Raw genomic sequence first — 12,116 nt, 5'->3', positions numbered from 1 at the left:
TCCGTTTGTTACGCCCCGCGCTGCAGCAGCATCGACTTAATATGGCCGATGGCGCGCGTTGGGTTTAAGCCTTTCGGGCACACGCTCACACAGTTCATGATGCTGTGACAGCGGAAAACACTGAAAGCATCATTCAGATTGTCGAGGCGCGCATCGGTTTCGGTGTCGCGGCTGTCAATCAGGAAGCGGTACGCCGCCAGCAGGCCGGCCGGACCGATGAACTTGTCCGGATTCCACCAGAACGACGGGCACGACGTGGAGCAGCAGGCACAGAGAATACACTCGTACAGGCCGTCCAGGTGCTCACGCTGCGCAGGCGTTTGCAGATGCTCGCGCGCTGGCGGATTTTCCCCATTATTCAACAGGAAAGGCTTAATCTTCTCATACTGAGCATAGAATTGTCCCATGTCCACCACGAGGTCGCGGATTACCGGCAGACCGGGCAGCGGACGGATAACAATCTTCTTGCTGCCATTGCCCAGAGCGGAGACCGGCGTGATACACGCCAGGCCATTTTTACCGTTCATGTTGAGGCCATCGGAGCCGCACACGCCTTCACGGCAGGAGCGACGGAAGGCCAGCGTAGGATCCTTCTCTTTCAGACGGATCAGCGCGTCCAGCAGCATCATGTCGCGACCATCTTCCGCTTCGAGGGTGTAATCCTGCATGCGCGGTTTGTCATCGACTTCCGGGTTGTAACGATAGATAGAAAATTCGAGTCTCATGATGATCTCCGCAATTAGTAAGTACGCGCTTTCGGCGGGAAGGCCGCACGCAGTTTCGGTTGCATGTTCACCTCACGGCGCGTCATGCTTTCCGTTTGCGGAACATAGAGGCTGTGGCACAGCCAGTTGGCATCATCACGCTCCGGGTAGTCGAAGCGGCTGTGAGCGCCACGGCTTTCGGTGCGGAAGTTGGCCGCTACCGCGGTGGCGTAAGCGGTTTCCATCAGGTTATCCAGCTCAAGGCATTCGATACGCTGGGTGTTGAAGTCCGGTGAACGGTCATCGAGACGCGCATTTTTCAGGCGCTCACGAATCTCTTTCAGCTCGGCCAGGCCTTCACGCATTGCATCCCCTTCACGGAATACCGAGAAGTTGTTCTGCATGCAGCGCTGCAGCGCCTTGCGGATTTCAACCGGGTCTTCACCGGTGGTGTTGTTTTCCCAGCGGTTGAAGCGGGCCATCGCCGCGTCGATTTCATCTTCGGTGGCGTCGCGCAGTTCGCCCTGCTCAGCGATGCACTCCATCAGGTGAACACCGGCCGCGCGGCCAAATACCACCAGGTCGAGCAGCGAGTTGCCGCCAAGACGGTTTGCGCCGTGTACCGATACGCAGGCAATTTCGCCTACCGCGAACAGGCCCGGAATCACTTCATCTTCGCCCTGCTCGTTGACGCGCAGCGCCTGACCGGTCACGCGGGTCGGCACGCCGCCCATCATGTAGTGGCAGGTCGGGATAACCGGAATCGGTTCTTTAATCGGGTCAACGTGAGCAAAGGTACGCGACAGCTCAAGGATGCCCGGCAGACGGGATTCCAGCACTTCAGCACCCAGATGGTCGAGTTTCAGTTTGATGTGCGGACCCCATGGGCCGTCGCAGCCGCGACCTTCACGGATTTCCACCATCATTGAACGCGCCACCACATCACGGCCCGCCAGATCTTTGGCGTTTGGCGCGTAGCGCTCCATGAAACGTTCGCCATGCTTGTTCAGCAGATAGCCACCTTCACCACGGCAGCCTTCGGTCACCAGCACACCCGCCCCGGCGATGCCGGTTGGGTGGAACTGCCACATCTCCATATCCTGCATTGGCACGCCGGCACGCAGCGCCATGCCGACGCCGTCGCCGGTGTTGATGTGGGCGTTGGTGGTGGACTGATAGATACGGCCAGCACCGCCGGTCGCGAGGATAGTGGCTTTGGCTTTGAAGTAGACTGTTTCACCGGTTTCGATGCAGATGGCGGTACAGCCGACGATCGCACCGTCAGCGTTTTTCACCAGATCCAGTGCATACCACTCGGAGAAGATGGTGGTTTTGTTTTTCAGGTTCTGCTGATACAGCGTATGCAGCAGGGCGTGGCCGGTACGGTCGGCAGCAGCAGCGGTACGCGCCGCCTGCTCACCACCGAAGTTTTTCGACTGACCACCAAACGGACGCTGATAAACGCGGCCGTCATCAAGACGGGAGAATGGCAGGCCCATGTGCTCCAGCTCCAGAATCGCTTCCGGACCGGTTTTACACATATATTCGATCGCGTCCTGGTCACCGATGTAATCGGAGCCTTTGACGGTATCGTACATGTGCCATTCCCAGTTATCTTCGTGGGAGTTACCCAGCGCCACGGTAATCCCGCCCTGCGCCGATACGGTGTGGGAACGGGTTGGGAACACTTTGGATAACAGAGCACAGCTCTGGCCCGATTGGGAGATTTGCAGCGCGGCGCGCATACCCGCACCACCTGCGCCGATCACCACGGCATCAAATTCTCTGACTGGCAAACTCATTTACACACCCCACACCACAACAGTTCCATAAATTGCATACGACAACAGCGCGACCACAATCACCAGTTGCAACACCAGACGCGTTGCCAGCGGTTTCACGTAGTCGGTCAGGACCTGCCACATGCCAATCCAGCCGTGGACCAGAATCGAGAACAGCGTCAGCAACGTGAACACTTTGGTAAAGGAGGAAGCGAAAAAGCCGCGCCAGACGTCATACGTCAGCGTACCGGTCATCACGACAAAACCGAGGATGTAGAGAATGTAGAGCGTAATTAAGATTGCAGCAGCACGCAGTAACAGCCAGTCATGGATACCGTTGCGTCCTAATGCAGAAGCATTGCTTACCATACGAGGACTCCAGCCAGAATTGAGAGCACGACAGTGATAACAAAAACCGCTTGCGCGGTACGGGTTCCCACCTGCAGGGTTTCTGCCGTAAAACCGAAGTCGGCCAGCATGTGACGAATGCCGCTTGCTGCGTGATAAGCCAGCGCGGTCAGAATGCCCCACATGATGAATTTGGCGAAGAAGCTATCCATGATGGATGCCGCTTGCTGGAAACCTTCCGGAGAAGAGAGGGAGAGACCCAGTAACCAGAGCAGAATTCCGAGAGCGACAAAGGTAATCACGCCGGAGACGCGGTGGAGAATGGACGATATTGCAGTAACGGGAAACCGGATCGTCGAGAGATCCAAGTTAACAGGTCTTTGTTTTTTCACGGTTTTGCCCACACAGCTCTTTTTTATTTTGCTTCCTCCGGTCCTGAGTTACAGAAGAGCACAGTGCGTGTTCGGACTGCAACCGCCACCAAAATAGCAACATCCAGTGTTAAATGAAGCGGGTAAAACGCTGGGTGGCTCCTGGTGTCAGGGTATTCCGGAGACCTGGCGGCAGTATAGGAGGATCACATTCTGATTACAATTCCCCTACAATCTCTTTGGTCACATTTAAGCTGAACAGTGATCCGCCTCACGTATTTCACAATTTATACATTTTTAATTATCTGATTTGACAATAGATCAACATTTCAGTTACAAACGAACGCACTAAAACCCTATGATGCATAAAAGTTATGGGGATACACTTTCCCCTAAGCTCAAGTTATGTAACATTGCCTTTACGAGCAACACAAACCGTCAGGTTATTGGTTACCAAGAAGTTATGTCGTGACAGGATCTTTAACATCCACGATGTGCAGCGCGTCATGCCCGGACACCACCGATTGGCTTTACACATTTCGCTCCGTAACCTTGCAGCATGAACGTTACCGCTGAGTGATGCTGTGAAGATTCTGTTTTAGCCTAAGTCGTGCGGGTTGCAACAAGGCAGTAAGCGTGCAAATGATGGGCGTTTACGCAAGTAAATGACCGCACTGCGCGCGCGCAGCCAGTGTAGCGGCGGCCCGAAAATACGGCGGGTAAACGCAACATGATGACTGTTCTGGTGTCTAAGATCCTTACCTACTAAGGCGCTATGGAGACGAAAAATGACAGATAAAAAAGTGACGCTAACCCTACAAGATAACAACTCCGTGGAACTGGATGTGATGCAAGGCACGCTGGGACAGGATGTTGTTGATGTCCGCGCCCTTGGCTCAAAAGGCCTGTTCACCTTCGACCCCGGTTTTACCTCTACGGCGTCCTGCGAATCAAAAATTACCTTTATTGATGGTGATGAAGGGATTTTGTTACATCGCGGTTTCCCTATCGATCAGCTGGCTACCCACTCAAACTATCTGGAAGTGTGCTACATCCTGCTGAACGGCGAAGCCCCAACTCAGGCGCAGTACGACGAGTTCCGTACCACCGTAACCCGTCACACCATGATTCACGAGCAGATCACCCGCCTGTTCCACGGCTTCCGTCGTGATTCACACCCGATGGCGGTGATGTGCGGCGTGACCGGCGCGCTGGCCGCCTTCTATCACGATTCATTAGACGTGAATATTGAACGTCACCGTGAAATCGCCGCCTTCCGCCTGCTGTCAAAAATGCCGACCATGGCCGCGATGTGTTACAAATACTCCATCGGCCAGCCGTTTGTGTATCCGCGTAACGACCTCTCCTATGCCGGTAACTTCCTGCATATGATGTTTGCTACACCGTGTGAAGAGTACAAAGTGAACCCGGTGCTGGAACGCGCCATGGACCGTATTCTGATCCTGCACGCTGACCACGAACAGAACGCATCAACCTCTACCGTGCGTACCGCCGGTTCTTCCGGTGCCAACCCGTTTGCCTGTATCGCCGCCGGTATCGCCTCGCTGTGGGGACCTGCGCACGGTGGTGCCAACGAAGCCACGCTGCGTATGCTGGAAGAGATCAGCACCGTGGATCACATCCCGGAATTCGTGCGTCGCGCCAAAGATAAGAACGATTCGTTCCGTCTGATGGGCTTCGGTCACCGTGTGTATAAGAACTATGACCCGCGCGCGACCGTGATGCGTGAAACCTGTCATGAAGTGCTGAACGAACTGGGCATGAAGGACGACCTGCTGGAAGTGGCGATGGAACTGGAGCACATCGCGCTGAACGACCCGTACTTTATCGAGCGCAAACTCTATCCGAACGTCGATTTCTATTCCGGCATCATCCTGAAAGCGATGGGCATTCCGTCATCAATGTTTACCGTGATCTTCGCGATGGCGCGTACCGTTGGCTGGATTGCGCACTGGAAAGAGATGCACGACGAAGGTATGAAGATTGCCCGCCCACGTCAGCTCTACACCGGTTACACCGAGCGCGAATTCAGCTCGGCGCTGAAAAAATAACAATCAGGGCGGGTTATCCCGCCCTTTTCTTTTTTAGCATCCCACAGAAGTTCATGCAGTATCGTGCAGAGCTGTGCTGCAGTTTGCCGCAAGACAATGCGGGGATAGCAGGACATGCTGCTTCTGCTGATGCAACGGGCTATCCGCAGCGCTGAGGCTTTTACGGTGCGCCAGGAGATTCCCGCAGGACGCGGGAATCAGGCCGGGCCGGTCAGGATGACCGATACCGGCCGGTCCGTCAGGCGGGCCGTGAACGCCGAGGGCACCGCGCAGCGGCGCGAGGACTGCCCGGCAGCAGCAGATGCAGCAGGTCCCGCGCCTTGTCTGCTCATTAACATCCGCATCTGCACAAAACTCAATGCTGACAGCCCGGACACCAGTAAAACGGTCGTGATGACAGTACGCCTTTCTCAATGACGGTGCCGCAGCGCCGGCACTTTTTGCCCTGGCGGTGAAACACCTCGAAACGAAACGCTGCCTCTTCGTGATACTTCTTCATGCTGCCACGCATCTGATAAGACAAACGCGGCACCGCCAGCATGGCGTGGCTCAACGCATCCAGCTGCTGGTCGCTCAAATCCTGTGCACGATGCTGCGCCAGCAAACCGGCGTGCCACAAAATCTCGACGCGCAGATAGTTGCCGAGCCCGGCGAGAAATGCCTGATCCAGCAGCAAACCGCTGAACTGGCGGCGACGAAAACGCGGCGACAGCAGCCGCTCGCGCACCTCTTCCACCGTCAGCGTAGCGTCCAGCACGTCAGGTCCGACGCGTTGCAAAAACGGATGCGCGCCGAGCGTATCTGCGTTCAGCAGCTCAATATCCGAAGCGCTATACAGCAAAATTGCCCGGTCGGCATTACCCAGCCGCACGCGCAGCTGGCGCGAAGTATTGGGCTCAGTCCCGCTCGGTACCACACGCCACACGCCGTACAGCTGATTATGGCTGTACAGCGTCAGCCCGTTGGAGAAATGCGTCAGCAGTGCCTTGCCGCGCGTTTCAAAGGCGTCGATGGTTTCCCCCATCAGCGCCGGTTCGTAGGTCTTCAGCGCCGGAAAAGCAAACCACACCTCGGTCAGAGGCTTGCCCACCATTGCCGCTGCAAGTTGATCCGCCGCGCGGCGGATCTCCGGTCCCTCTGGCATAACAGCTCCTGATTAATGGGTTGCGCCGCCCACTTCGCGAATGTCTTTCTCTGTGCTGAGAATCACCTGCAGCGACGTTTCCAGCGCCTGAATCACACTGGCAGTCGACATACTCGGTGCACCAGGATGCTGCGCCGCCTGCTGCGGCAGATAAGGAATATGCACGAAACCGCCGCGTGCTGTGCTGCCTGTGGTCTGCAGCCAGTGCAGCAGGTGATACATGACGTTATTGCAGGTAAATGTCCCGGCGGTTTGCGACACCGAAGCCGGAATCCCCACTTCGCGCAGTGCCGCGACCATCGCTTTGATCGGCAGCGTAGAGAAATAGGCCGCCGGTCCCCCGGCGACAATCGGCTGATCGACCGGCTGCTGCTGGTCGTTATCCGGAATGCGCGCATCGTTCACATTAATCGCCACGCGCTCTACGCTGATATCGCTGCGCCCGCCAGCCTGGCCGACGCACAGCACGCGGTGCGGCTGCAGCTCTTCCAGCGCAGCGGTCAGCACCTGGCCGCAGCGGGCGAATACCACCGGCAGCTGGCGCACCACAATCCGCGCGCCGCCGAACTCCCGACCATCAAAGCTGCGCACCGCTTCCCACGACGGATTAATGCGCTCGCCGCCAAACGGCTCGAACGCCGTCATTAACACCGTTTTCATCGCAACCTCACAGGAACATCAGGAAATAAAGCAGGAAAATATTTACCAATAACAGTAGCACACCGGTTGGCACCTGAGCCTTGATCACCGCGTTACGGTCCGGCAGCTCCAGTAAACGCGCCGGAACAATATTGAAGTTGGCAGCCATCGGCGTCATCAGCGTGCCGCAGTACCCGCAGAACATGCCGATCGCCGCCATCACCGCCGGATTGCCACCGTGCTGCAGCACCAGAATCGGAATACCGATGCCGGCGGTGACAATCGGGAACGCCGCAAACGCATTGCCCATCACCATGGTCAGCAACGCCATGCCCAACGCATATACCGCGACCGCAATCAGCCGGTTATCCACCGCCAGATAGTGTTCGGTCAGATGTGAAATCGCCGTGCCGACGCCGGCGCTGGTAAACAGCAGGCCGAGCGTGGCGAGAATCTGCGGTAGAATAAATGCCCAGCCAACCGCATCCAGCAAACGCCGCGTCTCCTGCATCGACTGCAGCGGCTTCTCGTGGGTAAACTTCAGCGCAATCAGCCAGCCCAGCACGCAGCCAATCATCATCGAAAACAGCGTGACCAGCGTCGAATGATTGCCCGGGCCAAATACCTTCTCCTGCAGACCGGGAATATGATTGAACGCCAGCACGCCAATCACCGTCACCAGTGGGATCGCCAGCGCCGGCAGAAACAGCTTGTTGCCGAGACGCTGCGCGCTCTGCTGCTTCTGTTCATCGCTGCGCTGATGATAGCGACCGAGGCGCACGCCGCCGAACCCGGCAATCAGCGCCATGACCACTACTGCCGCGCCCACGGCAATATGCAACCAGCGACGTCCCAGCTCCGCATCACCGGCCCACTGCCCCATCAGTTGATAAGCACCGTCGCCAATCAGGAAAATCAGACCGTACAGCGCCCAGAATAAACCGGTGGTAAAACGGCGCGGGTTGGCGCTATCGCGCCATGACAGCAGCGCGACAATCAGCAGGATCGCCCCGGCCAGCCACATCAGATACTGTTGCTGAAACATCACTCACCTCCTTTTGCGCGCAGCGCCTGCTGGTTGAGCGCGCCCAGCTCACGCGACAGCTGACGGTCGAGCCGCACCAGTCGCGCAGCATGAATCAGGAACGCACACAGCGCGGTCGGAATGCCCCACAGCGCGATGTGCAACGGCTCGGTGCTGATGCCCGCCGACTCCTGCATAAAGTTGTGCATAAAAATGATCGCGCCGAAGGCCACGAAAATATCTTCACCGAAGAACAGCCCGACGTTATCGGTGGCCGCCGACATGGCGCGCAGCCGCTGACGAATCTCCGGTGATACGCTGCCGTAACGGTTTTCAGTGGCACCTTCGGCCATCGGCGCCAGCAGCGGACGCACCATCTGCGGATGCCCGCCCAGGCTGGTCAGCCCCAGCGCCGCAGTCAGCTCACGCACGAACAGATAGACGATCAGTAAACGGCCGGCGGTGGCGGTTTTGATCCGGGCGATCCACGTCTGCGCACGCTCTTTCAAACCGTGGCGCTCCAGCAATCCAATGACCGCCAGCGGTAACAGCAGGATCAGCGGCAGATTACGGGTATTGAGAAAGCCGGAACCGAGCTTCTCCAGAATATCGCCGAGCGGCATATGCGCCGCCAGCCCGGTGACAAAACCGGCAACAATCACCACCAGCACCGGGTTGAAGCGCAGCACAAAGCCGAGCACAATCGCGGCAATGCCGAGTAACGGCCAGAGATTGACCACGTTATCCATGTTTTCCCCTCGTCAGAAATAAAAAGCCCGGCAACAGGCCGGGCTAACAGTCAATGATCAGGCGCTGGTGACAGCAATCTGATTTGTCGCAAAAGCGGCGCGCAGCGTGCGGGCGAATTCCAGCGCATGGGCGCCATCGCCGTGCAGACAGACCGTCTGCGCATTCACCGCCACCCATTCGCCGCTGACGCTGCGCACCTGACGCTGCTGCACCATGGTGAGCGTCTGCGCCAGCGCCTGCTCAGCCTCTTCGATTAACGCCCCCGGCTGGCTGCGCGGCACCAGCGCGCCACTGGCCAGATAGCCGCGGTCAGCAAACACTTCTTCGCGCGTGCGCAGACCATGATGCGCGGCGGCGGCAATTGAGGCGCTGCCCGCCAGGCCAACCAGAATCAGCGCCGGATCGACGGCTTTCACCGCGCGCGCAATCGCATCCGCCAGCGCTGCATCCACCGCTGCCTGGTTATACAGCATGCCGTGCGGCTTCACGTGCACCAGCTTCGCCCCTTCACTTTCAGCGAGGCTTTTCAGGGCACCAATCTGGTAGATCACCTGCGCGTAGACGGTTTCCGGCGGCAGCTGCATGGCGGTCCGGCCAAAATTTTCCCGGTCGGGAAAGCTCGGATGCGCACCAATCGCCACGCCATTGGCGCTGGCCCAGCGCACCGACTGCAGCATGGTTTCGGCATCGCCGGCATGGAAACCGCAGGCGATGTTGGCCGAGCTCACCAGCTCCAGCAGGGCCCGATCGCTGGCACTGCCTTCACCGAGGTCGGCGTTAAGATCGATCTTCATGAGCAAGCCCCCAGGCTATCTGATCAAGCGAACGTTGCTGCTGCTGTTTGGCCAGCAGCGCCTCCTCCAGCGTGCAGCGGATGAAGTGAATCGGTTCTCCCAGACGAATCTGCGCCAGCTGATAGAGATCGGCTTCGATGACGCAGGCGATACGCGGATAGCCGCCGGTGGTTTGCGCATCGGCCATCAGCACAATCGGCTGACCGTTCGGCGGCACCTGCACCACACCCGGCACCAGGCCGTGCGACAGCAGTTCACGTGCGACACTGCGCTGCAGCGGACTGCCCTGCAGCCGGTAGCCCATGCGGTTACTTTGCGGGCTGAGCTGCCACGGGTTACGCCAGAATGCGTCCTGCGCGTCGTGGGTAAATTCATTGTACTCCGGCCCCGGCAGTGCGCGGATGCGGTTGCCCCACAGCAGCTGCCGTACGCCAGCCTGATGGCTGAAGCGGCGCGTCGGCTTGCCCAGCGGCAGCTGATCGCCATCCTGCAGTTTACGTCCCTGCCAGCCGCCAAAGGCCGCTTTGAGATCGGTGCTGTGTGAGCCCAGCATGGCGTCGATGGCGAAACCGCCGTTCACCGCCAGATAGCTGCGCATACCGCGCGTAGGCATGGACAGACTCAGCACCTGGCCTTTTTTCACCGGCAGACGCCAGCCAGTCCACACCGGCTGGCCATCCAGTTCGGCGCTGCAGCTGGCACCGGTCAGCGCAAACCAGCCGTCGCGACGAAACTCCGCTTTGAACTGGCCGAGCACAATTTCCAGCACCGCGCTGTTTTCCGCGTTGCCGACCAGCATATTGGCCGTGCGCATTGAAGGCTCATCCAGTGCGCCGCTCAGGCTGATACCGTATTGTCGCCAGCCGTGGCGGCCGCGATCCTGCACCGAGGTCATTAATCCGGCACGCAAAATGTTTAACATACGCCCTCCCGTTGTGGCACGAAGCGGACGCTGTCGCCGGGACGCAACAGCGTCGGCGGCTGCTGTTGTGGATCGAACAGGCTGAGCGGCGTGTGGCCAATCAGCTGCCAGCCACCGGGCGCGGCCAGCGGATAGATGCCGGTCTGGCTGCCGCCAATGCCCACCGAACCGCCAGGCACCACCAGCCGGGGCTCGGCGCGACGCGGCGTGTGCAGCCGCTCATCCAGCCCGCCGAGATAAGGGAAACCAGGCTGAAAGCCAATGAAGTAGACCACGTAATCCGCGCTGCTGTGCAGCTCCACCACCTGTTGCGAGGTCAGATCCGCCGCACGGGCCACCTCCGCCAGATCCGGACCGCCCGCGCCGCCATACACCACCGGAATCTCAACCTGACGCGGCTCGGCCAGCAGCACCTCGCTCTCTTCCCACCAGCGCTGCAAACGCTCAATTGCATCCAGCGCTTTCAACTGCGGATCGCGCAGCAGCAGCGTCAGATTATTCATGCCCGGAATCACTTCCGCGATCTGCTCATTCTGCTGCAGCCGCTGGCACAATCCCCAGATGCGCTGCTGGCTGACGAGCGAAACCGGCGGTTCCAGCTCCAGTACCACCGCCCGCTCACCCAGCAGATAACAACGTGCTCGTTGCAAAACCCACCTCCCGGTCATTAATAAAACGCGCCGTGACCGCAGTGACGGCGCGCCTCAGGGCATTCGCTTATGCGAAAAGTCAATAAGTTATGCGAAAGTGAAGGAGATGTGTCAACTGATTTGCGCCCGGCACGTGTTTTCCGGGCGCATAAGCGAGGCGGTCAGGCGGGATTGTCGATATCGATAAAGGTCACATCCAGACCATGCTGGCTGGCGAGCCACTCACCGAGCGCTTTAATGCCGCCGCGTTCGGTGGCGTGATGGCCGGCAGCAAAGAAATGCAGCCCCTGTTCACGGGCGCTGTGAATGGTCTGCTCAGAAACTTCACCGCTGATAAAGGCGTCAACGCCAAAGGCGGCGGCCGCATCGATAAAGCCCTGGCCGCCACCGCTGCACCATGCCACCCGGCGAATCAGCGCCGGAGCATTATCACCGCAGTGCAGCGGCTGGCGGCCGAGGCGCGCCGCGATCTTTTCCGCCAGCGCCGGACCGCTTAGCGGCTCAGCCAGCTCTCCCCAGGGCACCAGCGGCTGAATTTCACCTTTGACGTCGATATCAAACAGCGTGGCCAGCTGGGCGTTGTTGCCCAACTGTGGGTGAGCATCGAGCGGCAGGTGCCAGCCGTACAGGTTGATGTCATTGGCCAGCAGCGTGCGCAGACGCTGGCGCTTCATCCCTTTAATTACCGGCGCTTCGCTCTTCCAGAAGTAGCCATGGTGCACCAGTATCGCATCGGCCTGGCGTTTTACCGCCTCATCCAGCAGCGCCTGACAGGCCGTCACGCCGGTGATTACACGGCGCACCTGCTCACGCCCCTCAACCTGCAAACCGTTGGGCGCATAGTCGCTGAAGGCACTGGTGTTGAGTTGCTGATTGACGATCTGTTCTAACTCGAAATTGTTCATAACGGCTCCGTG

Annotated in this window: 13 protein-coding genes; 1 reads left to right on the top strand and 12 read right to left on the bottom strand. The window is 58.7% G+C overall.

What is annotated here, in order from left to right; genetic code table 11:
- Positions 1 to 8: 8 nt before the first annotated feature.
- The 4 genes from KOL70_RS01630 to sdhC are packed head-to-tail and all read right to left on the bottom strand — an operon-like array spanning position 9 to position 3,237.
- Positions 9 to 725, bottom strand: a complete 717-nt coding sequence (locus KOL70_RS01630; protein WP_021508538.1) for a succinate dehydrogenase iron-sulfur subunit — start codon at positions 723 to 725, stop codon at positions 9 to 11.
- Positions 726 to 739: 14 nt separating this feature from the next.
- Positions 740 to 2,506 carry a succinate dehydrogenase flavoprotein subunit gene (gene sdhA / locus KOL70_RS01625; RefSeq protein WP_021508539.1) on the bottom strand — a complete coding sequence of 589 codons (1,767 nt, stop codon included), beginning with the start codon at positions 2,504 to 2,506 and terminating at the stop codon, positions 740 to 742.
- Positions 2,507 to 2,854 carry a succinate dehydrogenase membrane anchor subunit gene (gene sdhD / locus KOL70_RS01620; RefSeq protein ID WP_021508540.1) on the bottom strand — a complete coding sequence of 116 codons (348 nt, stop codon included), beginning with the start codon at positions 2,852 to 2,854 and terminating at the stop codon, positions 2,507 to 2,509.
- Positions 2,848 to 3,237, bottom strand: a complete 390-nt coding sequence (gene sdhC / locus KOL70_RS01615) for a succinate dehydrogenase cytochrome b556 subunit (protein WP_021508541.1) — start codon at positions 3,235 to 3,237, stop codon at positions 2,848 to 2,850. The genes sdhD and sdhC overlap by 7 nt, the downstream gene beginning before the upstream one ends.
- A gap of 755 nt (positions 3,238 to 3,992) precedes the next feature.
- Here sdhC and KOL70_RS01610 point away from each other — a divergent pair.
- The gene (locus KOL70_RS01610; protein WP_021508542.1) at positions 3,993 to 5,276 is read left to right on the top strand and encodes a citrate synthase; all 1,284 of its coding nucleotides are present in this window, start codon (positions 3,993 to 3,995) and stop codon (positions 5,274 to 5,276) included.
- Between the two features lie 355 nt (positions 5,277 to 5,631).
- On the opposite strand, the gene nei is transcribed toward KOL70_RS01610, so the two are convergent.
- The 8 genes from nei to KOL70_RS01570 all read right to left on the bottom strand — a co-directional run bounded on the left by nei (position 5,632) and on the right by KOL70_RS01570 (position 12,104).
- Positions 5,632 to 6,420 (bottom strand): endonuclease VIII, encoded by a 789-nt coding sequence (nei, locus tag KOL70_RS01605; protein ID WP_058769449.1) that lies wholly within the window; start codon positions 6,418 to 6,420, stop codon positions 5,632 to 5,634.
- Positions 6,421 to 6,432: 12 nt separating this feature from the next.
- Positions 6,433 to 7,080, bottom strand: a complete 648-nt coding sequence (gene pcp / locus KOL70_RS01600; RefSeq protein WP_215480108.1) for a pyroglutamyl-peptidase I — start codon at positions 7,078 to 7,080, stop codon at positions 6,433 to 6,435.
- 7 nt (positions 7,081 to 7,087) lie between these two features.
- Positions 7,088 to 8,104 carry a DUF979 domain-containing protein gene (locus KOL70_RS01595; protein WP_058775287.1) on the bottom strand — a complete coding sequence of 339 codons (1,017 nt, stop codon included), beginning with the start codon at positions 8,102 to 8,104 and terminating at the stop codon, positions 7,088 to 7,090.
- A complete protein-coding gene (locus KOL70_RS01590) occupies positions 8,104 to 8,832 on the bottom strand; it encodes a DUF969 domain-containing protein (protein ID WP_021508546.1) in 729 nt (242 codons plus the stop codon). Before KOL70_RS01590 ends, KOL70_RS01595 begins: the two co-directional genes overlap by 1 nt.
- A gap of 57 nt (positions 8,833 to 8,889) precedes the next feature.
- On the bottom strand, positions 8,890 to 9,627 hold the full coding sequence (pxpA, locus tag KOL70_RS01585) for a 5-oxoprolinase subunit PxpA (RefSeq protein WP_215480107.1): 738 nt from the start codon (positions 9,625 to 9,627) through the stop codon (positions 8,890 to 8,892).
- Positions 9,611 to 10,549, bottom strand: a complete 939-nt coding sequence (gene pxpC / locus KOL70_RS01580; RefSeq protein ID WP_058757884.1) for a 5-oxoprolinase subunit PxpC — start codon at positions 10,547 to 10,549, stop codon at positions 9,611 to 9,613. Before pxpC ends, pxpA begins: the two co-directional genes overlap by 17 nt.
- Positions 10,543 to 11,199 carry a 5-oxoprolinase subunit PxpB gene (pxpB, locus tag KOL70_RS01575; protein ID WP_021508549.1) on the bottom strand — a complete coding sequence of 219 codons (657 nt, stop codon included), beginning with the start codon at positions 11,197 to 11,199 and terminating at the stop codon, positions 10,543 to 10,545. The genes pxpC and pxpB overlap by 7 nt, the downstream gene beginning before the upstream one ends.
- 161 nt (positions 11,200 to 11,360) lie before the next feature.
- Entirely contained in the window at positions 11,361 to 12,104 is a 744-nt protein-coding gene (locus KOL70_RS01570; protein WP_021508550.1) for a type 2 GTP cyclohydrolase I, read from the bottom strand.
- Positions 12,105 to 12,116: the final 12 nt, after the last annotated feature.

Origin of the sequence: Pantoea sp. B270 (assembly GCF_018726825.1) — a bacterium.
Lineage (GTDB): Bacteria > Pseudomonadota > Gammaproteobacteria > Enterobacterales > Enterobacteriaceae > Pantoea > Pantoea dispersa.
Note: the sequence above shows the minus strand (reverse complement) of the source record. Positions and strands in the feature narration are given on the sequence as shown.